This is a genomic window from Bacillota bacterium, assembly GCA_018333655.1.
Taxonomy (GTDB): Bacteria; Bacillota; UBA994; order UBA994; family UBA994; genus BS524.
Map to the genome: position 1 here is coordinate 66,607 of JAGXTJ010000055.1, position 21,879 is coordinate 88,485.

Annotated in this window: 22 protein-coding genes; 3 read left to right on the top strand and 19 right to left on the bottom strand. The window is 52.3% G+C overall.

All coding sequences use genetic code 11. The features are described 5' to 3' along the window. Positions 1 to 27 precede the first annotated feature (27 nt). The 4 genes from KGZ92_10160 to KGZ92_10175 form a co-directional block, all read right to left on the bottom strand. Positions 28 to 777 (bottom strand): type II toxin-antitoxin system prevent-host-death family antitoxin, encoded by a 750-nt coding sequence (locus KGZ92_10160; protein ID MBS3889628.1) that lies wholly within the window; start codon positions 775 to 777, stop codon positions 28 to 30. 157 nt (positions 778 to 934) lie between these two features. Further along, positions 935 to 1,654, bottom strand: coding sequence for an aquaporin (locus KGZ92_10165; protein MBS3889629.1), 720 nt, complete (start codon positions 1,652 to 1,654; stop codon positions 935 to 937). 28 nt (positions 1,655 to 1,682) lie between these two features. Then, the gene (locus KGZ92_10170; protein MBS3889630.1) at positions 1,683 to 1,961 is read right to left on the bottom strand and encodes a 4Fe-4S binding protein; all 279 of its coding nucleotides are present in this window, start codon (positions 1,959 to 1,961) and stop codon (positions 1,683 to 1,685) included. A gap of 1 nt (position 1,962) precedes the next feature. Further along, positions 1,963 to 2,307, bottom strand: a complete 345-nt coding sequence (locus tag KGZ92_10175; GenBank protein ID MBS3889631.1) for a winged helix-turn-helix transcriptional regulator — start codon at positions 2,305 to 2,307, stop codon at positions 1,963 to 1,965. Positions 2,308 to 2,877: 570 nt separating this feature from the next. Between KGZ92_10175 and KGZ92_10180 the strand changes: the two genes are divergently transcribed. Both KGZ92_10180 and KGZ92_10185 read left to right on the top strand, forming a co-directional pair. After that, positions 2,878 to 3,411, top strand: coding sequence for a hypothetical protein (locus tag KGZ92_10180; GenBank protein ID MBS3889632.1), 534 nt, complete (start codon positions 2,878 to 2,880; stop codon positions 3,409 to 3,411). Between the two features lie 79 nt (positions 3,412 to 3,490). After that, entirely contained in the window at positions 3,491 to 4,084 is a 594-nt protein-coding gene (locus tag KGZ92_10185; GenBank protein MBS3889633.1) for a superoxide dismutase, read from the top strand. Positions 4,085 to 4,166: 82 nt separating this feature from the next. Here KGZ92_10185 and KGZ92_10190 read toward each other — a convergent pair whose 3' ends face one another. The 12 genes from KGZ92_10190 to KGZ92_10245 form a co-directional block, all read right to left on the bottom strand. Beyond that, positions 4,167 to 4,883: a radical SAM protein gene (locus tag KGZ92_10190; protein ID MBS3889634.1), complete on the bottom strand. Its 717-nt coding sequence runs from the start codon at positions 4,881 to 4,883 to the stop codon at positions 4,167 to 4,169. Continuing rightward, a complete protein-coding gene (locus KGZ92_10195; GenBank protein MBS3889635.1) occupies positions 4,884 to 6,383 on the bottom strand; it encodes a YjjI family glycine radical enzyme in 1,500 nt (499 codons plus the stop codon). An 18-nt stretch (positions 6,384 to 6,401) separates the two neighbouring features. Then, positions 6,402 to 7,028, bottom strand: coding sequence for an endonuclease III (nth, locus tag KGZ92_10200; GenBank protein ID MBS3889636.1), 627 nt, complete (start codon positions 7,026 to 7,028; stop codon positions 6,402 to 6,404). Beyond that, positions 7,022 to 7,969, bottom strand: coding sequence for an undecaprenyl/decaprenyl-phosphate alpha-N-acetylglucosaminyl 1-phosphate transferase (locus tag KGZ92_10205; GenBank protein MBS3889637.1), 948 nt, complete (start codon positions 7,967 to 7,969; stop codon positions 7,022 to 7,024). The genes nth and KGZ92_10205 overlap by 7 nt, the downstream gene beginning before the upstream one ends. Positions 7,970 to 8,104: 135 nt before the next feature. Beyond that, on the bottom strand, positions 8,105 to 8,977 hold the full coding sequence (locus KGZ92_10210) for an ABC transporter permease (GenBank protein MBS3889638.1): 873 nt from the start codon (positions 8,975 to 8,977) through the stop codon (positions 8,105 to 8,107). A gap of 1 nt (position 8,978) precedes the next feature. Beyond that, positions 8,979 to 10,049: an ABC transporter permease gene (locus tag KGZ92_10215; GenBank protein MBS3889639.1), complete on the bottom strand. Its 1,071-nt coding sequence runs from the start codon at positions 10,047 to 10,049 to the stop codon at positions 8,979 to 8,981. Next, on the bottom strand, positions 10,042 to 11,592 hold the full coding sequence (locus KGZ92_10220) for an ABC transporter ATP-binding protein (GenBank protein ID MBS3889640.1): 1,551 nt from the start codon (positions 11,590 to 11,592) through the stop codon (positions 10,042 to 10,044). Before KGZ92_10220 ends, KGZ92_10215 begins: the two co-directional genes overlap by 8 nt. Before the next feature lie 25 nt (positions 11,593 to 11,617). Next, positions 11,618 to 12,712, bottom strand: a complete 1,095-nt coding sequence (locus KGZ92_10225) for a BMP family ABC transporter substrate-binding protein (GenBank protein MBS3889641.1) — start codon at positions 12,710 to 12,712, stop codon at positions 11,618 to 11,620. 160 nt (positions 12,713 to 12,872) lie between these two features. Then, positions 12,873 to 13,832: a polyprenyl synthetase family protein gene (locus KGZ92_10230; GenBank protein ID MBS3889642.1), complete on the bottom strand. Its 960-nt coding sequence runs from the start codon at positions 13,830 to 13,832 to the stop codon at positions 12,873 to 12,875. Positions 13,833 to 13,919: 87 nt separating this feature from the next. Then, on the bottom strand, positions 13,920 to 14,642 hold the full coding sequence (locus KGZ92_10235) for an anaerobic ribonucleoside-triphosphate reductase activating protein (GenBank protein ID MBS3889643.1): 723 nt from the start codon (positions 14,640 to 14,642) through the stop codon (positions 13,920 to 13,922). Next, positions 14,617 to 16,740 (bottom strand): ribonucleoside triphosphate reductase, encoded by a 2,124-nt coding sequence (locus tag KGZ92_10240; GenBank protein ID MBS3889644.1) that lies wholly within the window; start codon positions 16,738 to 16,740, stop codon positions 14,617 to 14,619. Before KGZ92_10240 ends, KGZ92_10235 begins: the two co-directional genes overlap by 26 nt. A 107-nt stretch (positions 16,741 to 16,847) precedes the next feature. Then, a complete protein-coding gene (locus tag KGZ92_10245) occupies positions 16,848 to 17,351 on the bottom strand; it encodes a GAF domain-containing protein (protein ID MBS3889645.1) in 504 nt (167 codons plus the stop codon). Positions 17,352 to 17,514: 163 nt separating this feature from the next. On the opposite strand from KGZ92_10245, the gene KGZ92_10250 reads away from it, so the two are divergent. After that, positions 17,515 to 17,982, top strand: a complete 468-nt coding sequence (locus KGZ92_10250; GenBank protein MBS3889646.1) for a C40 family peptidase — start codon at positions 17,515 to 17,517, stop codon at positions 17,980 to 17,982. A gap of 34 nt (positions 17,983 to 18,016) precedes the next feature. Here the strand turns inward: KGZ92_10250 and KGZ92_10255 are convergent, their stop codons facing one another. From KGZ92_10255 to KGZ92_10265, 3 genes are all read right to left on the bottom strand, one after another. Continuing rightward, on the bottom strand, positions 18,017 to 18,541 hold the full coding sequence (locus KGZ92_10255) for a hypothetical protein (protein ID MBS3889647.1): 525 nt from the start codon (positions 18,539 to 18,541) through the stop codon (positions 18,017 to 18,019). A gap of 20 nt (positions 18,542 to 18,561) precedes the next feature. Then, positions 18,562 to 20,172, bottom strand: a complete 1,611-nt coding sequence (locus KGZ92_10260) for a transporter substrate-binding domain-containing protein (GenBank protein ID MBS3889648.1) — start codon at positions 20,170 to 20,172, stop codon at positions 18,562 to 18,564. A gap of 61 nt (positions 20,173 to 20,233) precedes the next feature. Next, positions 20,234 to 21,850, bottom strand: a complete 1,617-nt coding sequence (locus tag KGZ92_10265; GenBank protein ID MBS3889649.1) for an FAD-binding protein — start codon at positions 21,848 to 21,850, stop codon at positions 20,234 to 20,236. Between the last annotated feature and the right edge of the window lie 29 nt (positions 21,851 to 21,879).

The following is a 21,879-nucleotide window of genomic DNA, read 5'->3' on the forward strand; positions in this document are numbered from 1 at the left end:
GTCGGAGATAGCTAGGTGCAGTTTCGCTTAGCGCTGAAAGATGTCCGCTAAGCCAATTTCCAGCCCGGCAAAAAAATACGATGTTAGGGTGTCTCCCTGTTTGTAAGAGGCGTGCTCATCAACCGCGAAGTCGTTAAACCCATAGACCATCACTGTTTGCTTATCGGGATCAACCGCCCAAAACTCCCTGACCCCGGACAACATGTATGTGTTGAGTTTGTCTACCAAGTCTTTAGAGCGGGTGCTCCGAGAAAGGATCTCCACACACAGGGTCGGTGTGCCCATGTACCGGCCCTTTTCGTTAACCGCTGCCTCTACGTCGCAGCTCACTAGCAAATCGGGTTGCATCACATCCGGCGTTTGAAAGCCCTGCTTGTGGAAGTGCACGTCAAACGGCGCGTAAAACACTTTGCACTTACCATCCTTTAGGTATGACCGCAATAGCATGTGCAGGTTGCCCGAAACCTCCTGATGGAAGGTGCTCGGGGAAGATAGGAGCACAATTTCGCCGTTGATATACTCCATTCTGAGTTCACTTTTTTCGTAAATCTCCATGAACTCCGCATAGGAGACCTTTTTGCCGCCGTAGCTGTAGTCGAGAGCTCGCTCCTTAACCGTGAAGTAGCGCTCAATGTCTGTGATGTAAGGCGTAATCCTGACAGACTTCTTGCCATTCTTGGTAATGACAACTTCGTGGTCGGCCGATACATAGTCTAGATACAGCCCAAGGTTAATCTTAAACTCAGTAGCGGTAATGACCTTGGTAGTGTCGCTCATTCCCTATCACCTCGCACGACAACTATACATCATAGTGCGAAATATGACAAGATGGAGAATATCGCACGATCTGCACATGGCCCGTCCAAGTCAGTCAGCTATGAGATCTTTCACAAAGAAACTTTCTCATGCTACTACAGCAAGGCAGTACAGGAGCTTATTGCAGAAAGGGTCGCCGACATCCCAATCTATGCACAATAGTAGCTCCACCATGACTGCAGCGACAGAGCACGACCCCTAGGGTTGCGCCTAAGATCGGCCCGGCTAAGTAGACCCATAGCTCACGCAACTCGCCTGTAATAAGGGCTGGGCCAAGTGACCTAGCAGGGTTGAGCGATGCGCCCGAGATGGGGCCAGCAAGGAGAGCGGCTAAAGCAATAGTGGCACCTATGGATACGGCAGCCATGACTTTCTTTTTCTTGTCGGCAGTCGGAACGATGAGAATCACAAGCATCAGTAGTGCGGTCATAAGTATTTCTACCAAGAGCGAATGAGCAGCTGAAGTAGCGGGCATCGTCCCGCCTAGGGTGGCATGCTCTGGGAACAAGATGCCAAGCGTCGCACTGGCGACGACAGCGCCACTTACTTGGCTGGCAACATAGGCGACTACCGCAGACCCGGGGAAACGGCCTGCGAAAAACAAACCGAGTGTAACAGCGGGATTTAGATGGGCTCCTGATACATCGCCAAACGCTGTAATCATGGCGAAGACTATCAGCCCAAAAGTGAAAGCAATACCGACGTGCGCAATAAGACCGCCGCTTAGGTCGTTAATAATTATCGCCCCGGTACCGGCAAACAACAAGCAATATGTTCCTATAAATTCTGCTCGGGCCTTCGCCCACGCACTTGGACGCCCCGTATTGCTTCCCGCAATCCTCACGCTTGTCCCACCTTCTCTATACTTAGCAACATTCGCTGCCGCCTGAACAATCACAGCTCGGCTTAGTACCTGTAAGCCAGCCCATAATAACGGCGTAAGTACAGCCAACTACCGCAGCAACGGATATGGCACTTGTCGGACAGTTTCTTGCACATGCGCCGCACTCCATGCATCCGTCTTTGTCATCTATCCGGGCCTTACTGTCTATCACACTGTACACTCTATGCGGGCAGACTTCAACGCATCTTCCGCACCCGCAGCATTTTTCGTCGGTCAAAAGGAGCGTTGAGACATTATACATACTATGTTGCTTCCTCACCATTGTCACACTCCTTGCAGTCGTCCACATTCCCCTCGCAAATACAATGTCCCTTGCCAGAAGTGAGGGCGCAGAAATATTCCTTGGCTTGGTTGATTGTGTCTACATCCAGAGAATAATACGTCCACTTGCCTTCTCTTCTGCTCCGGACAAGGCCAGATTCACACAACAACTTCATGTGGTGGGACAACGTAGACTGCGATATTTTGAACCGCTCTAAAATCATGCAAGCGCAAAGCTCGCCGCAAGAGAGCATGTCCATGATCATGGCCCTTTTGGGGTCGCCTAGCGCCTTAAAGGCTTTGGTGTGCTGCAAGAGTATTTCCACATTAACCTCTCATATTAAATAGTTTCGATATGACGATTCTACGCCTAAAATCGAAAAGTGTCAATGTGAAGGGGTAAATCTAGAGGATTATTGCACGACACCGAGCCGCCGCACGCTAAATATCAGAACGCCTGGCAGGAAACGAACATAGCTAACGACAAAGGGGACGACGAAAATAACATCCTCTGCACGAGGCATAATAGCAGGAAATTTCAGACTACATCGCGTACTCTCGTGGCGTACTCTATAGAAGACAACCGCTTGGAATAAAAAGGTGGCGATTGCCAACAAAGGGCATTGCCAAGGGTAAAACCACCCTGCGTCCAAGGGTTGGCACATCATGACGCCGTATTGGATGCGCGAAAAACTGAATCCCCCTACTGATGAGTAGGAGGACCTCCATACGGATGGCTCAAACAAAGCTTTGCGCCATCTGTCTCGTTGAATGCCGCGAGGGCATTACTCACAAAGGGGGTATAGGGCAAGTTTCCTGCTTCCTGCCTCTAAAGTAGTGCCGCAGAAGGAATATGAAGTGCATCTGGCGAAAGAATACAGAGTGGGGGTGAGCTTGTGCAATTCTCGCCGCGGCAGATGACTACGATGGCGCTAGTTGGGACGACAGCTGCGGCCAGCGGCTATCTCTTGTACCTCGCTGTGCCAATTCCGGGGTTAAAGTTCGCGCTATTGTCACCGCTTCTCAGCCTGATGATGGCCTTGCCAGTTATGATCGCCGGAAAGAGAGGCACCATTCTGGCTACGTCCTTAGTCTTGGCGACAGTGATGGGACTAGTGAGCCTCTTTATGAGCGCGGCTATCGTTATTGCCGGTGTATTGACCGAAGCGGCGGCCTGGTGCCTGGCGCGACGGGCCAGCAGTACGCGCTCCATGCGCTCCGTCGCAGCCAGCTATCCCACCCTGGCCTTACTGGTGGCTGCTACTCTCTCGCACTATGTCACTGGTAACCGACTCTTTGCTCTCGCCTGGCCGGTCTTAATCGTGCTCGTCGTTTTGACGCAGCTCTTAGGTACGCTTGGCGCCTTGGTGGCAGAACAAATTCTTCTACCACGCCTCTTCTTGGCGCGGCAACGATGGGAACGCGAGTAATGCAATCTTCTCCCCGCAGGTAGATCCCTGACAAAGGCGAATACTAGTAGGGGTGAAATTTAAGGAAAGGTGGTCCCTTATGACAAAAAAACATGTCCTACCCGAACTGCCCTATGCTTACAATGCTCTGGAGCCGCACTACGACGAGGCCACTGTGAAGTTACACCACACCAAGCATCACCAGGCCTACGTCGATGGGCTAAACAAAGCCGAGGACAAGCTTGAAGAGGCACGCGTCAGCGGTGACTATGCCTTAATCAAGCACTGGCAACGTGAGCTCGCCTTTCATGGCAGTGGCCACATTATGCACAAACTCTTCTGGGCCACCATGTCGCCAACGGGAGGCGGAGAACCAACGGGCCACATCCTAAAGCATATTAACGAGAGTTTTGGTAGCTTTGAAGCGTTTAAGAAACAGTTTTCCGCTGCTGCTGCAGCGGTAGAGGGCTCTGGTTGGGCGCTGCTCGTTTACTCCGCTACGCTCCGCAATCTCTACATAACTACCATCGAGAAGCACCAGGACGTGACTTTAGTAGATGGCATGCCACTTCTCACGGTGGATGTTTGGGAACATGCTTACTACCTCAAGTACCAGAATCGCCGCGCCGAATGGATTGCCGCTTGGTGGAATATCGTGAACTGGGAGCATGTCAACCACTTGATTGAGCACTAGACCTTTTGGCAAGAGAGCTGGCCCTACTGGCCAGCTCTCTTTTCTATCTCTGCTCCCTCGGGGCCGCCTAAAGTCACGCAAATTAAACCGTGAGGCAAATTGCCACGCCACAACTTCTGGCCAAGGTACAAAGCTCCACCATGTAGTCATCGCTCGGCATGTGCATGGTGGGGAGCAAAGCTTGTACGCCGCGGGGGCGAAACTTAATAAGTTTGTAGCGAATGCGAGGGTCTCTGCTGATTAACCGACTTGCTTCTATAACGGTGTGACAGTTTGGCAGTAGGTCTGGCACAATAACGGTACGGATTTCATAGATTTTCTGAAGTTCGATGGCATAGCGCAAGTTTTGCAGCACTAAGTTATTGCTCTGCCCGGTCAGCTGTAGGTGAACAGCCTCGTCCATGGCTTTAATATCGAACATACAAGCATCCACGTACTGGCAGAGGCGACGAAAATCCGCGTGGGCAAGGTGACCGTTGGTGTCTATGAAGACCTCAATCTTGTTATTCTGTAGCTCCTGGCAAAGTGCCATAAGAAAGGGCAGCTGGACTGTGCACTCCCCACCAGACAGGGTGACCCCCCGTATAAAATCCCGATACAACAGAACTTCCGCCACTAACTCCATGTGGTCCCTGCTGACAACATCGGCATCTGGCTGGCCGCTACCACCTAGGGGCTGCGTCTCTGGGTTGTGGCAGTAAAAGCAATGAAAATTACAGCCTTGCAGAAAAATGACTGTGCGATTACCCGGCCCATCTACACTGCTAAAGGGGATAATTTTACGGCAGTAGCCCTGCATTTATTCCTCCTGCGCTCGTAGCTTGCGGTGCAGTACTCCTTGGTTTTCGGCGGCCCCCTTGCCGAGCGTTACGGCACTATTTCGCACCTGCTTCCCGCGAGCTAGCGCCTCCATCTCCGATTTTTTGACTAGGTAACCCGTTATACGTACCACGTCTGAATCGGAGGAATATGCCGAGAAGTACCGCAGGCCGTTCTTCATGGCCCCTCGCACTATGTCAAGGACGAACTCAGGGTTGCTTTTTACAGTGGCGTCGAAACTAAAGACATCGCCGATGCCGGAGGGAAAGAACTTATGGAAGGGCGCTGACTGCATGATATGCGCGTATAAAGTCGGCTCCTCGCCGATAGGGATGCGGCAACCTGGGGAACAGTCGAAATCCGTGTCTATGCCCACCTGCGCATGGAGTAGGTACTTGCCATGTGTGGCTTCTAGATACGGGTTAGTATGCTCGCCCACAAGCCGCTCAATCTCGGCTACTACCTCTACACCAAGGGCGGTGGCCTCTGCGTTATGACCAAATCTATCGCCTAGGCCTGCTGGATTGCCGCGCAGTGCGTTGATGCACTCCGCTAGTCCTACTACGCCAAACATCGCGGTAAATTTGTCACGGCGAAGAAGCCCTTCTGTAACAAGGAAGTTGCTAGCGAAGAACGATGACTCCTCCACTAAGAAGCGCACCCTCTCATCCATGTAGGAGAGCATGTGACGAACGGCAAAGGGCAGTAATGTGTCTTTAAACATTTTGTAGTCCTGCGCTAGCTTAGCCAGCCGGCTAAGATTAAGCCGCACCAAGGTGTAACTTCCGCCACCTATGGCTAAGCCATTGTAGCAAGACGCGATGGCATAGTCGCCACCAAAGTCGTGACGAAAGATGGCATTGTTAGCGAAACTAGGCTTGGCAGTTAGCAGGGCGGTTTGCACAGCATCGAGAGCCATTTCTTGGCTAGTGCTGTCATCGTACTTGAGAGTAAGGTTAGGCACTGCCGCTTGCAGCTCGCGCTGTACCCTGAGTATCATCCGACCCGCTACAGTCTCTTGTGGCCCCAAGTTAGCGTGGCAAAAAGAATCTGTCAGAGTACGATCGATGTGGAGTAAAAATCGCTTAATCGCTCTGTAGGACACTTCATCCTCTTCTACAAAGGGATTAAGGAGAATGTCTATATTGCCCAAGTAGACCGGAAAAGTGGTAATAGACGGCACCTGCTTGTAGAGAATAAGCAAGTTATGGATTGCGTCCTCAAGACTCTCTGGAGGGGACAACTCCAAGAATATACTCCCCTGCCGCATAAATAGGTCGTAATCGGGCACGGTGTAGCGCGGGCGGTAGGGCGCATTCCCCTCACCTAAGTCACAAATTACCCCCGCTTGACGTAGCTCCTGCGCCGCCTGAGAAATCGTTAGCACGTCAACACTGTTTTCGGCCACCCGAGCCAAGGCTACTAACTTTTGTCCGTAAGTGAGCAGGGGGTCTCCGATGATAGTTAAGACATTACTCATGGCGAAGCCTCCTCTTTGTTATTGTTGATAGTCGCACCAGTCGCTGAGTCGGCAGAGGTGGCATTGCGGCTTTCTCGCGTGGCAGGTGCGGCGTCCATGCCAAATGAGCAAGTGATGCAGAGAGATCCAGTCCTCGGGTGGAAACTTAGCACATAGTTCCTGTTCTACTTTCTCGGGCGTTCTGCCGAAAGCTAGCCCTAGGCGGCGAGCCACGCGAAAAACATGTGTGTCGACGGCGAGTGCCGGGACATTAAAGGCGGTAGCGGCAACAACATTGGCTGTTTTGCGCCCCACCCCCGGCAAGGCATTTAATTCTAAAAGTGTCGCGGGTACTTGGCAATTATACTTCGCACATAGATCACGGCAACAGGCGGCAATGTTCCGTGCTTTACTGCGGTAAAGTCCAGAGGAGCGAATGTCACCTTCTAACTCCTCTAAGGCAACGTGGACATAGTCTAGAGGGTGCTGATACTTGGCAAAAAGGCGGGCGGTAATGAGATTGACGCGCTGGTCAGTGCACTGCGCCGATAAAATGGTGGCGATGAGAAGTTCAAAAGGACTACTGAAGTTGAGCTCGCACCTCGCATGCGGGTAGAGCTCCCTCAGTAGTCGCAGTATTTCAGAGCTTTTAGGGGTCACTACCATCTGCTGGCGAACATGACGACGAGTGCCGTAAGTGAAAAACAAATGCTGACCAAGTACATGACGAGGACAGTCTGTTTCTGGCTGAGCCCTGCCTGCAGCAGGCGGTGATGCGTATGCCCGCGGTCGGCCACATAGATGGGTTTCCCACTTAGCAAACGGCGCACAATATTGTACACTGTGTCAAAAATGGGTAGCCCCAGGACCAGTAAGGGGACCAAGAGGCCTACTAGAGTCGCCGACTTAAAGGCTCCTTCAACTGAAACGGCAGCTAAGACGAAACCGAGGAAGTAGGCCCCGCCATCACCGAGAAACACTTTGGCGGGATTAAAGTTGTAGCGTAGAAAAGCTAGTGTTCCACCTACCAGCACCAAGGAAACTAGGAGTGTTGTGGGCTGCCCCATAAAGTACGCAATAATGCCCATGGTCAAAGCGGCGATGTTCACTATACCGCAGGCTAAGCCATCCAGGCCATCCATGAAGTTAATGATGTTGGTGACAGCGACCACCCAGACCACCGTCACTAGCCAGCTCAGTCCTGGAGCTAAGAAGATAAGACCGCCCGAGAAGGGATTAGAGAGAAACTCAACTTGCACACCGGCCCAGTAAAGCGCGGTAGCTGCTAAAACTTGTCCCAAAAATTTTGGTGCAGCGGGCATATCGCCGCCCCTGCTCTTGACTAGGTCGTCGACAAAGCCCACGGCGAAGGCTATGGTACCGCCGAGCGACAATCCTAGCGCGAAGCCTCTATCGATAGGGAGAGCCCATATCAAAAGCGAAAGGCCCATCCACAAAGCTGCCCCCACAAAAGGCATAGGGATCTCATGAACTTTGCGGGCAGAGGGTTGATCTACAATGCCGTGTTTAACAGAAAAACCATAAAGCCGAGGCATCATGGCTGTCACTACGGCAAAAGCTCCGCAAAGAGCTAACACATACAACAAATTACTTCACCTCTTTGCCATACTATGACTATCATAAATCGGCCTGTCCTATCTGTCTATACCAAAAGTGCAGTTTAATTTTGGGAAAGCTGTCTTTGTGGGTACAAAAGTCACAGACAGCACTATCATGGTCGCTTATTCTTTACGGAAAGGCTCGCCTAAGGCTGCTGGGGCCGTGGCTCGCCCCACGAAGCCAGCCAGCACAATCATGGTAAACACATAGGGGACGGCCTGAATGAGCTGACTGGGTATGCCGCCACCCTGCAGGCGCATTTGCAGTGCCTCGGAAAAGCCAAATAGCAAGGAGGCAGCGAGTGCTCCCAGAGGATGCCACTTGCCAAAAATCATGGCTGCCAAAGCGATGAAACCCCGCCCAGCCGTCATATCGCGCACGAACACACTCAGAGTACCAATAGAGAGATGAGCACCGGCAACTCCGGCCAGCATACCACTTAATACTACACAGGCATACCGGACACCGATAACATTTATACCTACAGTGGCAGCGGCTTTAGGATGCTCTCCCACCGCCCGAATCCACAAGCCCCAAGGCGTACGATACAAGACAACGAAAGTTACCGCCACCAAAAGTGGCGCCAGATAGACCAACGGCGTGAAAGGACCAATGGCAGGCAACCTGGTCACGGCTGGGCTCGTGCCAGCGGTCCCAAAGAATACTCGCATCATAAAAACCGTAAGACCGGCTGCCAGCATGTTAATTGCTACCCCGCTTACTACTTGGTTGGCCCGGTACTTAATGCTCACTACCGCAAAGATATAGGCCATGACGCCACCTGTAAGTATGGCCGCCAACACTCCTAGCCAAGGATTCCCAGTGTAGTAAGCGACGACAACGGCGGCAAAGGCGCCGGTTAGCATCTTGCCTTCCAGAGCAATATTTACTACGCCCGACCTCTCCGCATATATACCCCCGAGCGCGGCCAAAACTAGCGGAGCAGCTGACCGTAAAGTGGCCATCAAGAGAGTGATGTCAAAAACAGTACCCATTCTAGGCTGCTCCCTTCTTTTTCGGCAGGATTATGGCGCGTACAATCTGATCGGCGGCCACAAAAAAGATAATGGTCGCCTGTAATACCACAACAATGTCGGACGGCACATCGGTGGCAAAGCTTAGCCACACGCCGCCACTCGACAAAGCCCCAAAGAGGATCGCGGCCAGAATTACCCCCACAGGATGATTGCGTCCCAACAAGGCAACGGCGATGCCCTCAAAGCCAAAACCAGGCGAAAACCCGAGTGCCAAGGTTCTATCAAAGCCGAGAATGCGCTCCGCACCTGCCAGACCAGCTAGCACGCCAGAAAGCACCATGGCCATTACAATGCGGTTAGGAACATTAATGCCGGCATATTCTGCCGCCTTGGAGTTAAGTCCTACTGCCCTAATTTCGTACCCAGTGGTAGTTCTCCAGAGAAAGTAGTACAGGGCTACAGCCGCGAGAAGCGCCAAGATGAAGCCCATATTTAGACGCGCAGTAATGCCCGGAATAAAGTCGCTAAAGCGGGCGAGCAAAGCCGTGCTTAATATAGGTGGTGTCTTGGGAATCATTTCCCCAGGGGCACGCAAAACTTCAACTACCATGTAAGCCAACACCGCGTTGGCGATAAAATTCATCATAATGGTATTAATTACTTCGTGAATGCCGCGCTTGGCCTTGAGCCAAGCAGGGATTAACGCCCACAGGCCTCCGCCAAGTGCAGCAGCTACAATGGTCAGCGGCAAGTGCACTGCTAATGGCAGACCTCTTAAGTTGCTACCCACAATGGCGGCCGCAAGTGCCCCCATAAGCATCTGTCCCTCTACTCCGATGTTAAAGAGACCTGCCTTAAAAGGCAAAGCGACGGCAAGCCCAGTAATAATGATGGGCGTAGCCCGCGTTAGAGTACCCAGAATCCTATTCAGGCTGCCAAAAGCGCCGTAGAACAGGGCGGCGTAAGCACGAAAGGGGTTCTCCCCCATAGTGAGTATAATAACCGCGCCTACCAAAAGACCGAGTATAATGGCCCCCAGCGGAACCAAGATCTCCTGCAGGCCGGATTGTTTGCTTTCTTTACTAGCCATTGGTGGGTCTCCTCTCCTCAAGGTGCTGCTGTTCTTCGGGCCTGATACCAGCCATCATGAGGCCGAGTTGCTCCTCAGTGACCTCGTTACTATTCAAGATACCCATGATCTGGCCCTCATAAATAACAGCTACTCTATCACTTAGCGACAGCACCTCCGACAACTCGGGTGAAATGAGGAGGACCGCTTTACCGGCATCGCGATGCAGAACAATGCGGCGGTGAATAAATTCAATGGCACCAATGTCTACCCCGCGCGAGGGCTGCGAGGCAATCAGTAAATCCGGATTCTGGTGCATCTCACGCGCAATGATGACTTTTTGCTGATTGCCGCCCGAAAGAGAGCGGACCATTGTTTCCGCATGGGGTGTTCTAATGTCAAATTCTTCGATCATCTTGTCGGCATGGCTAGCCATGGCCGGTAGATTCAAGAAGCCATGTTCAGCAAAGGGTGGTTTGTAATGAAAACCGAAAATAAGGTTCTCCTTAACCGAGAAGTCGAGCTCTAGCCCTCTCTTTTGTCTGTCTTCGGGAATGTGCCCCACTTTACTCTCCTTAATTTGGCGAGCGGTAAACTGCGTGATGTCTTGGCCGTTAAGGCGCACGGTACCGCTTGACGCGCGGCGTAAGCCCGTAAGAACTTCCACCAATTCAGTCTGCCCATTGCCTTCGACGCCCGCTACTCCCAGGATCTCTCCCGCCCTAATCTCAAAACTTACACGGTCGAGCAGTTTTTCGCCAGATACATCCTTAGCCACCAAGTCCTCCACCGCGAGAATAGTTCTCCCGACCTGGGTAGGCTTCTTATCCACCTGCAGGAACACATGTCGCCCTACCATAAGGTTGGCTAACTCAGCAGGCGAGGTATCCTTGGTCGCTACCGTACCCATTACTTTACCTCTACGCATGACGGTCACACGCTGACTGGTCGCCATAACCTCATTGAGCTTGTGGGAGATGAAAATAATGCTTTTTCCCTGCGAAGTAAGGTTTTGCATGATGGCGTAGAGTTCTCTAATCTCTTGGGGGTTAAGCACAGCGGTAGGCTCATCAAGCACGATAATCTCCGCACCACGATAGAGAATCTTAAGAATCTCTACCCTCTGCTGTATGCCGACAGGCAGCTCCTCAATGGTGGCGTCGGGCTTAACACGGAGACCGTAGCGATGCGACACCTCGGAGACGGCTTTGCGCGCCTTGTCGATGTCTAAGAAGACCCCCTGGCGCGGCTCTGCGCCCAGAACGATGTTTTCGGCAACGGTAAAAGGGTTCACCAGCATAAAATGCTGGTGAACCATTCCTATACCTTGTGCGATAGCTTGATTTGGGTTCAGAATTTTAACCGGCTCGCCCTTGATGAAAATTTGTCCTTCGTCAGGCTGGTACAAGCCAAAGAGAATGTTCATCAAAGTAGACTTGCCAGCACCATTTTCCCCGATGATGGCGAGAATTTCCCCAGGGTAGAGGCTAATGTTGACATTGTCACTCGCTAGCACACCTGGGAATCTCTTCGTTATCTGTCGCATTTCTAAAATGGGTTGCATGGTAAATTCCTCTCCCGCGTCAAATTTACTCGGAACGAACTACAATCCTGCCGTCGGCAATCTGTGCCGATAGATCGGCGATAAGTTGACGAACATCAGCTGGAATTGCATCCTTCATCGCTTGAATAAGGGCGATTTGTGCAGCGTCATTGTTCAGGGCCGCTTTTTCTACGTCGGTGACAGCGGCGAGATCCGTGAGGCCGATGCCGCCTTCTTTTACGCCAAAGGAAGTCGCGCCTGCTGCAAATGTGCCCTCCTTGGTCGCCTTAATGGCATCAAACACGGCTACATCCACACGCTTCATCATGCTGGCGAGAATCGAGCCAGGCTTAACCCAGTTTTGGTTAGAGTCAACGCCGATAGCTTTTACGCCCTTTTCAGCGGCGGCTTCGAAAACGCCTTGTCCGCTACCACCAGCGGCATGGTAGATGATGTCAGCGCCTTGAGCGATTTGCGCTAAGGCCAATTCCTTGCCACGACCGGGATCTCTAAAGGCCGCACCGGTAGTGCCAATGTAGGCAGATTGCACGGTTACATTTCTGCCCCGCAGTGCATTGACGTGCTCAACGCCATGCATGTAGCCTAGTTTGAACCTAGTAATAAGTGGAATTTGCATGCCGCCGACGAAACCAACGTTGTTAGTTTCGGTCATCATGTTAGCCAAGGCGCCAGCCAAGAAAGAGCCTTCGTGCTCTCTAAAGACTAAGGATTTTACATTGGGCAGGTCGATAACTGTATCAACTACGGCCCACTTTTGCTCCGGGAACTCCTGGGCGACCTTAGTAATCGCGTCGGCTTGCAAGAAGCCTACACCGATAATTAAGTCCATCTTCTCTTGGGCAAATAGACGATGGAACTCTTCCATTTGCGGTACTTCTGCTGGCTCTTGGTAACTGAACTCGATACCAAGCTCAGCAACGGCTTTCTCCAAACCAACGATAGCGGCGTCATTAAATGAATTGTCACCCCTACCACCGGTCGAAAGAACTACCCCCACTCTAAAGGCCACGGGTTCAGGTTCGGGTTCGCGCAGCATTCCTGGCAAAATAAAGGCCAAGGCGACGATGAGGACGAGGGCAACTACGGCGGCTACGAGCAACTTGGTGTTTCCTTTTTGCACTTTTATTCCTCCTTATGTTATATCTATATGTCCCGCAAATTGATGACAATGGTCTGCCCAAAAATAATGATCCGAGCATCCATGTCGATGTACGGGACTATATATCACTGTCCCTATCACTACGATAATAAATGAACTCGAGACCTCTGTCAAAGTATTTTTAGCCATGCCCCGTGGTAACAGTGCCGTTTTGCACAATGCTCGCGAGAGCATCCCTGTAAAAGCTTGGCGGCAAGCACTTCAAGGCGGCTAGAGCTAAGTGCTCTTGCTCACGCATCATCTGCAAAAATCGTTGTTCAGCACCAGACTCTACAATCCAGCGGCGCACTTCAGGCAAGTTCTCCGCGGCGAGAGACCGCTCCGCAAACGCGCGTATCAACTGCTCCTGCGGGGACAGGTGTGCAGCGAGAAGGAGCGGCAAGGTCACCACACCTTCACACATATCGCGCCCCACTGTTTTCCCGAGGGTGCTACTGTCACCGAAGTAGTCTAGATAGTCGTCACGCCACTGAAAGACGATGCCAAATCGTTCGCCAAATTCTCCCGCTAGGGCACGTATAGTGTAGGGCGATTTAGCGACCGTTGCGCCAAGCTTGGCGGCTAGCGACAAGAGCGCCCCTGTCTTGCCTTTACATTGTTCCAAGCAATCCTTGGCGCTAAGGGTTAGATCTCCCCGAGATTCTAGCTGCTTAAGTTCTCCTCGCACCATTTGTTCGACTGCTTCGCCAACGTCTTGCACCGCTTGATCGCCGAGTTTGCCTGCGTAACGAAGAGCGTGAGCGAAGAAATAATCTCCCCAGAGGACAGCCTTCTGCGGGCCAAACTCGCCACTTGGGGTCACTTGCCCACGCCGCATGGTGGCGTTATCGATAATGTCATCGTGAATAATCGAAGCATAGTGCAGCAGTTCTACCGCGGTTGCACCGTCTACAAGCTTCTCTCTACTACCGCCCAGCGCGAGACCCGTGTACAGGATCACCTTTGGGCGCAGCATTTTTCCACTCGATAAGGACGTCTCTGCTCCGCCCCGCCGGGTAAACTTTAGCGGCCCAGAGACAAGCACTCTAGACATGTTTTCTTGTACTGACGCGAGTTCGGCAGCGAGGTCTGAATTAGGCACAATCACTAGCCCCTCTCCGTGGAAATTTCTTGCTAGTTTTTGCCTAAGATAACCCACCTTATGCAGCTGCTCCAAACGGCTTGCCAGTCACCTCGCACGTATCACGACTTCTTGGAAGGTAGCAGCGAGGGCTTGACTCATTTCCTTAATACTCTGGAGCGGAGGCGGCGTAAACACCCTGCCGCTTAAAGTAACTTGTGCGGGGTTCACCGCCTGCAGTGCATAGACCCGGCCCTTACCCACAAAGGCGGCGATGCCCTCAATATCAGCCATGTCCACAAGCTCTGTTGACAAGGTGGTGCGAAACTCGTAGGGAACCCCTGCGGATTTGACAAGCTCAATCGAGTCCTTAATACGACGCAAGTCTAGGTGGGATACACCACAGGTCGCCGTATATTTTTGGGGGCTGTTTTTAACATCCATCGCGATGTAGTCAACTAGCCCGGCACGAAAAAGACCCTCCAAGACCTCGGGCCGATAACCATTGGTGTCAAGCTTAACTAGGTAGCCCATGGCCTTGACCTGACGGAGAAAATCAGTTAAAAATGGGGCGAGAGTAGGTTCCCCGCCACTGATACACACACCATCAAGTATCCTTCTTCGCCGATGGAGGAAGTCAAAGACTTCCTCCATCGGCACGACAGGAGACTTTTTCTCTACTAGCGAGGCATTGTAACAAAAGGGACAACGAAAGTTACACCCCCCGACGAACAATACCGCTGCCAGTATTTTAGGAAAATCTATAACGCTAGTTTTTTGTATCCCTCGAAAGAGTTTCTCCCCCTCAGTCATTGGCCGCGCATGGCTCAAACAATACATACTCTAGGCGGTCTCTAAATTCCTCTTTTTTGCCCAGATTCCAATTCTGTACAGGTCGATGGAAGCCCACCACCCTAGTCCAAATCTCTGCCTTGCCACCGCAAATGGGACAAGCAGCGTGCTCGCCCCTTTGATAGCCGTGCTCTGGGCAAACGGAAAAAGTAGGCGAAACCGTGAAGTATGGGATACGATAGTTCTCCATAACTTTACGCACTAACTGCTTGCAGGCAGCCACATCTTCAATCGATTCGCCTAAGAAACCATGGAAAACTGTTCCTCCTGTGTAGCGAATCTGAAGTTCGTCCTGCAGGTCTAGGGCGTCAAACATGTCGTCGGTATGATCAACTGCTAGTTGGGTGGAGTTAGTATAGTAGGGCTCTTTCTTGCCCGGAATAACCATCGTGGCATAGGCTTCGCGGTCAAGTTTGGCCAAGCGATAGGCCGTGCCCTCCGCAGGAGTGGCCTCCAGATTAAACAAATCACCCGTCTCCTGCTGGTAATCGACGAGCGCGCCGCGCATATGCTCTAACACTCTAATGGCAAAGGCTTGTCCTCGCGGTGTGGCTATGTTCTCGCCCTCGCCTAAGAGATTAATAATCGCTTCATTCATGCCATTAATACCGATGGTATTGAAGTGATTCTTCCAGTATTCGCCGAAACGCTCTTTGACTACCTGCAAGTAAAAACGGCTATAGGGATATAATCCTAAATCGGTATTTTTTTCAAGAACCTTACGCTTAATGTCAAGCGAAGATTTGGCGAGATCCATCAGTCGCTGCAAACGAACGAAAAACTCTTCCTCAGTGCGCGCCAAAAAGCCAAGGCGAGCCATATTAATTGTCACTACGCCAATAGAACCGGTGAGGGGGTTGGCACCAAAGAGACCGCCCCCGCGCTTGCGCAACTCACGATTATCGAGGCGCAAACGGCAACACATGCTTCGTGCATCTTCGGGAGACATATCGCTGTTGACGAAATTAGCGAAGTAGGGGATGCCATAGCGAGCAGTCATCTCCATAATGGAGTCAACCACAGGGCTGTCCCACTGAAACTCCTTGGAAATATTGTAGGTGGGTATGGGGAAAGTGAAAATGCGTCCGCTGGCATCGCCCTTCATCATGACATCGCAAAAAGCGAGGTTTATCATATCCATCTCGGCTTGAAACTCTCCGTAAACGGCCGCCTGTGGCTCGCCGCCAATGATAACGGACTGTTCGGCCAAAGTAGTTGGACAGATAATATCCATCGTTAAATTGACAAAAGGCGTCTGAAAACCTACGCGTGTAGGCACGTTCAAGTTATAGACAAACTCTTGGATGCCTTGGCGCACTTCTTTGTAGGTCAACTTATCATGTCGTACAAAGGGCGCCAAGTAAGTGTCAAAAGAACTTACCGCCTGGGCCCCTGCGGCTTCGCCTTGCAGCGTGTAGAAGAAGTTAACGAGCTGCCCAATGGCTGTACGAAAATGGCGCGGCGGCGCAGAGGCCACTTTACCTGGCACACCTCTAAAACCTAGCCTAAGTAAGTCCTCAAAACTCCAACCACAGCAGTAGGGTGCTAGTAAGCCGAGATCATGCAGGTGAAAATCTCCCCCTGTATGCGCCTCACGAACTTCAGGCGGGTAGAGCTGGTGCAGCCAAAAGCCCTTGGTCACTTCGGCGATGACATGGTTGTTAAGCCCCTGCAAAGAAAAATCCATGTTGGAGTTTTCATTGACCCGCCAGTCCTCCCGGGTGACGTAGTCTAAGACTAATTTCTGAGCGTCTACAAAGGACTTCTTATTGTGACGGATGTCTTCGTGCTGCAGACGGTAGCGAATGTAGCGCTTGGCCGTCTGCCTCTCGCCTACTTCCATCAGAGTCTCTTCAACGGTATCTTGCACCTCTTCTACAGAGAGGAAGCTATTCTGAGGCTGCTTTTTCTGCAAAGCATACATGGTCCTGTCCGCTATAACTTCAGCGAGTTTTCGCAGCTCGTCCTTGGCTCTATCTGGGTAACTAGCGATAAGCGCTTTGTGTATGGCCAGCGTAATCTTCTCTTGCCTAAACTCGACCAGTGAGCCGTCTCTCTTTCGTATCTGTCTGAACATATTTGTCGGGCCTCCTTGCACTACTACCTATAGAGTATGTCTATTATACTACATACTATATATAGTGATAGGTGCCTTGGCAGATTTAATATTTGAGCCATTTGTTGTTAGAAGACTACTTTTTCCCAAGGCACGCACCTCATCAAGTGGCCCACAAAGGCTTCTAAACCTAGCTGATCGGCCTCCGTAAAACGCCCCTTGATGGGGCTGTCGATATCTAGCACGCCATAGAGATGGCCCTCTTTCAGCAGGGGAATGACTATCTCCGACTGCGAAGCGCTGTCGCAGGCGATATGCCCTGGGAAGAGGTGCACATCGGGCACAACTATCGTCTCCCGCTGATAAGCCGCAGTGCCGCACACGCCGTTGCCGAGTGTGATCATGCTACAAGCAGGCTTGCCTTGAAAGGGCCCGAGCATGAGCAGTCCCTCCTTAAAGAGATAAAAGCCCACCCAGTTAATGTCCCGCAGTTGATGCCCAAGCAAAGCAGCAGCATTACTTAAAGCAGGAAGCCACTCATCTTCGTACTCGATTAGATGAAGCAACTCTTTGTTAACGGACTGATAGTACTGCTTAAGATCATCAATCGGCAATTTTTCTGCGCGGTACATATCACAACACCTCTCCTTGGTTCAAATTACCATGCCCTGTTTCTAGCAGGGTTTTTTGTTGTTTGGAAAATATTTATTGTTTTATATGACTAATATATCATTTACAATGCATTTAGGCTGTTCTTGGCGACGACAGCAGCAAAAATCGAGAGGAGAGGTAATATTGAAGCTCAACTGGCAGAAAACAACGGCAATACTTGCACTTGCACTGACTGTAGCTCTTGTTCCCTTGCCTGGGCTCGCCAGAGCTAATGGCGCACGGGGCGAAAGAGTCGTCCGCACGGCTCTAAGCTACCTTGGTCGTCCCTACATTTTCGGGGCCACCGGACCAGGTGCGTTCGACTGTAGCGGTTTCACCCGCTTTGTTATGAACAGGGCGGTAGGTATCAGATTGCCGCGCACCGCGGCATCACAGTCAAGGGTAGGGCGGGCGATTGCTCGCACCAACCTCCAGCCTGGTGACTTGGTATTCTTCCAAAACACCTACAAGCCCGGCGTTTCCCACGTTGGTATCGCCCTAGGGGACGGCAGAATGGTGCATGCCTGGACGCGCGGCGGAGTAAGAATCGACCGCCTCAGTCAAAGCTACTTTGTTGCCAAATACCACAGTAGCCGCACCGTTCTCCGCTAGTAGCAGCAAGAGCAGTCCTAGGACTGCTCTTTTTTTACATACGATCGTGAACTAATGATTTAAAGCGCGACAAATCCTTGCTCAACTTCTGCCGCTTACCATCATTATTTTTTTCGCCGTCACTCAAGTACTGCCGCAAAGCGGAGGCAGCTACCGCACGGACAGCTACCCCACCTAGCAGCACGGACTTGTCATGAGGGAAGGCGTCTCGCGGCCAAAGATATTCCCTCTCCAGGCGACCCTCGTAAGTGACGACATTGTCGTTCTCGTCCACCCACAGCAGCTCCCAAGCGATGTAGAGGCGCCCGCGCACCGCGGCGAAAGAGTTGGCCGTACAATCGACAATGCCAAAGCCCGCCTCGGTGAGAAGTATGCGCACCTGTGCTGCATCGGCGGCAAAAATATAGAAGCCGATATCTCCCGGTTCACTTTGGAGAGAGGAATCGTGCGCTGTAAGGGCCCACCCTCCCCCAAGCCACGCCCGCACATTGGCCTCATCCAACATTTCACTAATTCGGATGACAGTCTTTGTCTGTCGAGCGCGTCGTTTCACATCCATGCAGAGGCCTCCTGCTCTGTCTATAGCCCAATATTCTTTTCCATATTTTTATAATAATCGCTGTCGTCAGGGTTGACAAGAGCCTGACGCAAATCATCAGCAGATAGCACAGCCGCGTCTACGACCGCAGGATCAAATTGTGTGCCTCGGCAAGCTTTAATAATGGCTAGCGCTTCGCTCACGGTCTGTGCCGCACGGTAGGGGCGGTCTGAAGTTATGGCGTCGAAGGTATCGGCCACCGCGACAATGCGTGCCCCGAGGGGAATGGCGGACCCACAGCGCCAACCAGGATAGGCCGGGTAACGCAGATGGCTTTCGCCATCCCAACGTTCATGGTGGTAGAGCACAATCTCCCTCACTTCATCATATCCCTCGACATTGCGCAAGATACTATCCCCAATTTCGGGATGAAAGCGCATCTGCCGGTATTCTTCCGCAGACAGCACCTCCGCTTTAGCCAGTATAGCGTCTGATACACCCACTTTGCCAATATCGTGCATCAATGCGCCCAAGTAAAGGGTAAAGAGTTCTTTTTCGCGCAACCCCATCTTCTTGCCTAATACATAGGCTACTCGCGCCACCCTTTGACTGTGATTGCCCGTATTAAAATCCTTAATCTCAATGGTTACACCTAGTGCCCGCGCGGCATTAAGGAGCATTTTAGCGAGCTTCTGCTGCTCATACGACAGTAGCTTGTTAGCCTCTGTGAGCTCTGCTGTTTTACGCGCCACTTGCCGCTCTAAGTAAATTCCTAGTACTAGTAGCCCCAGCCCGAGTGTAGCCAGCCCCACAGCCCCCATGAGAATGGGGACAAGCGGCGACTCACGCCCGACTTCGAGTGTTGGACCAAACCAGTTGGCATGCAGGTCATTCAGCACACCGGAGGCGTGTAGCTTTAAGAGGCCCTTGTTTAATATCGACACCAGTTTTTGATCACGATGGCGTGAAACTGCCATCGCATAATCTGCCGTGGTCTCTTCTAGGGGGTGCACAGTCCACCTGTACATACCGCGAAAGCCGACGAAGAACCTCGCCACCCAGTACTGCTCTACCCAGGCGGCGACCCCACCTTGCGCAAGAAGCTGTAGCCCGGCTTCTGGGCTAGGTACGCCCACCGCTATTATGCCATGCGCCTGCAAGGCTTCGTAGGTTGCGGAACTCGTCTGCGCGGCAACGCGCAACCCCACCAAATCAGAATAGCCCCCCAAATGACTATCGCGAGGCACAACTAGGGCATGAAAAGTCTCGTGGTAAGGCACCGTGAAGTTGTACAGAGCTGCGCGCTCGGGCAGAACACGCATGCCGGTTATAAAATCGGCCTCACCGCGCTCGAGCTTGGCCCGCATCTCGGCCCAGGGGCCCTGGGTGTGCACAATACCTACGCCGAGCGCTTGCGCTAACTCTAACACTAAGTCCCTCTCAAAACCGGCGGCGGAGCCTTCTCTCTTGTAAGAAAATGGCGGAAAGTTTTCGTCCCCTACGGCGTGCAAGGTACCAAGCTCTGCCAAGTACGCCCTCTCATCAGGCGTCAGGGTGTACTCTAGGCTCGGAAAGACCAAGGGCGCCCCCACAAAGGCCAAGAGCAAAAGTAATAATGCATACAGAGCCATGTACATCCTAATTATGCGCATTCTAGGTGGCCTCCTTAATGGCCATTGTCTTAGCTCCGCGCTTTCGACACCATTCTACAAACTATTCTCCATTATTGTTCGAGTTTCCTCTAGCGGGACTGTACTTGCTAATAATGGCCTCCCCCACTCGTATGCCATCTACTGCCGCCGACATAATACCCCCAGCGTAGCCAGCCCCCTCACCACTAGGATAGAGCCCAGTGACGCTACCCTCAAACCCAGCGTCGCGGGGAATGCGCACTGGTGAAGAGCTGCGCGTTTCCACCCCCGTCAGTAAAGCAGCGGGATGGGCAAATCCCTTTATTTTGCGGTCGAAATTAAGGAGCGCTTCTCGCATGGTCTCGACCACAAAGGCCGGCAAGCAGCTGGCTAAATCTGCCCCCTGCACCCCAGGGAGGTAGGACGGTTCTACCTGACCCCACTGCCCGGTCTTACGTCCCGACAAAAAGTCTCCCACCGTTTGGAGCGGGGCGCGATAATCCCGGCCACCCTCGGCAAAGGCTTTTGCTTCCCAGTGCCTTTGAAATTCGACACCGGCGAGAGGGTGCTTAGTAAAGAAATCTTCCGGCCCCACAGCAACTAGAAGCGCACTGTTAGCATTAGAGCGATCACGAGCTTGCTCACTCATGCCATTAGTGACCACGCCCCCTTCTTCTGAGGCCGCCGCCACCACTGCCCCGCCGGGACACATACAGAAGGTGTACGCTGCGCGATGACTGTTGGCTGTGTGGGCAAGCTTGTACTCTGCGGGGCCTAAGTTTGGGTGACCAGCAAAACCACCATACTGCGCCTCGTCGATAAGCTTCTGAGCATGCTCTATTCTCGCTCCGATGGCAAAAGCCTTAGGTACAATATCTACACCTCGCTCAAGGAGCATGGCAAAGGTGTCGCGGGCACTGTGGCCCACTGCGAGCACCACCACAGAAGCAGGAACAGTGTCACGACTATTAATGACCACCCCCCTTACCGCGCCGCGGTCTACCAGCAGGTCGGTAACTTGTGCTCCAAAGCGCACTTTCCCACCGGCTTCCTCAATTCGCCTTCTGATTTGTTTCACCACGCCCCGGAGAATATCTGTACCGACATGGGGCTTGTGTACATACATGATTTCTGGTGGCGCACCAGCGGCAACTAAATCCCCCAAAACTTTGCGACAACGGGGGTCACGAATGGTGGTCGTCAACTTGCCGTCCGAAAAAGTGCCTGCCCCTCCCTCACCAAATTGCACATTGCTGCCTGTGTCAAGTACCCCTCGGCGCCAAAACTCCGCTACTTTTATCGTGCGGCTATCGACATCTTGCCCTCTCTCTAGGAGCAGGGGCCTGTACCCCCGCTCCGCCAATAATAGCGCCGCAAACATCCCTGCCGGGCCGGCACCGATAATGACGGGCTGGTCGGAGAGGAGACTTGGGCCCGCAGCAACGGGCGCGTACTCTTCACTAGGCGTCAGCGCCACGTCGGCATGGTGGTGACGGCCGAGGTACCTAGCCTCGTCATCTAGCTCCACATCGACCACATAGACAAATTGTATCCGGCGTTTATCGCGCGCGTCGACCGACTCCTTATGGATCCTCAAAGTACGGATAGCCGCCGTTGTTAGGCCAAGCTTCTTTAGAGCGGCATTTTGCACCGCCCCCCTTTGTTCTAGCGGCAATTTTATATTAGAAATCCTTATCATCCCAAAACCTCCCTACCAGCTCAGGTCGA

Coding starts and splice junctions, on each gene's coding strand:
- KGZ92_10220 (MBS3889640.1), bottom strand. CDS start 11,592: ATGCAACCCATTTTAGAAATGCGACAGATAACGAAGAGATTCCCAGGT.
- KGZ92_10210 (MBS3889638.1), bottom strand. CDS start 8,977: ATGGGTACTGTTTTTGACATCACTCTCTTGATGGCCACTTTACGGTCA.
- KGZ92_10265 (MBS3889649.1), bottom strand. CDS start 21,850: ATGATAAGGATTTCTAATATAAAATTGCCGCTAGAACAAAGGGGGGCG.
- KGZ92_10185 (MBS3889633.1), top strand. CDS start 3,491: ATGACAAAAAAACATGTCCTACCCGAACTGCCCTATGCTTACAATGCT.
- nth (MBS3889636.1), bottom strand. CDS start 7,028: ATGGTAGTGACCCCTAAAAGCTCTGAAATACTGCGACTACTGAGGGAG.
- KGZ92_10160 (MBS3889628.1), bottom strand. CDS start 777: ATGAGCGACACTACCAAGGTCATTACCGCTACTGAGTTTAAGATTAAC.
- KGZ92_10190 (MBS3889634.1), bottom strand. CDS start 4,883: ATGCAGGGCTACTGCCGTAAAATTATCCCCTTTAGCAGTGTAGATGGG.
- KGZ92_10255 (MBS3889647.1), bottom strand. CDS start 18,541: ATGGATGTGAAACGACGCGCTCGACAGACAAAGACTGTCATCCGAATT.
- KGZ92_10215 (MBS3889639.1), bottom strand. CDS start 10,049: ATGGCTAGTAAAGAAAGCAAACAATCCGGCCTGCAGGAGATCTTGGTT.
- KGZ92_10245 (MBS3889645.1), bottom strand. CDS start 17,351: ATGTACCGCGCAGAAAAATTGCCGATTGATGATCTTAAGCAGTACTAT.
- KGZ92_10170 (MBS3889630.1), bottom strand. CDS start 1,961: ATGTATAATGTCTCAACGCTCCTTTTGACCGACGAAAAATGCTGCGGG.
- KGZ92_10260 (MBS3889648.1), bottom strand. CDS start 20,172: ATGCGCATAATTAGGATGTACATGGCTCTGTATGCATTATTACTTTTG.
- KGZ92_10240 (MBS3889644.1), bottom strand. CDS start 16,740: ATGTTCAGACAGATACGAAAGAGAGACGGCTCACTGGTCGAGTTTAGG.
- KGZ92_10195 (MBS3889635.1), bottom strand. CDS start 6,383: ATGAGTAATGTCTTAACTATCATCGGAGACCCCCTGCTCACTTACGGA.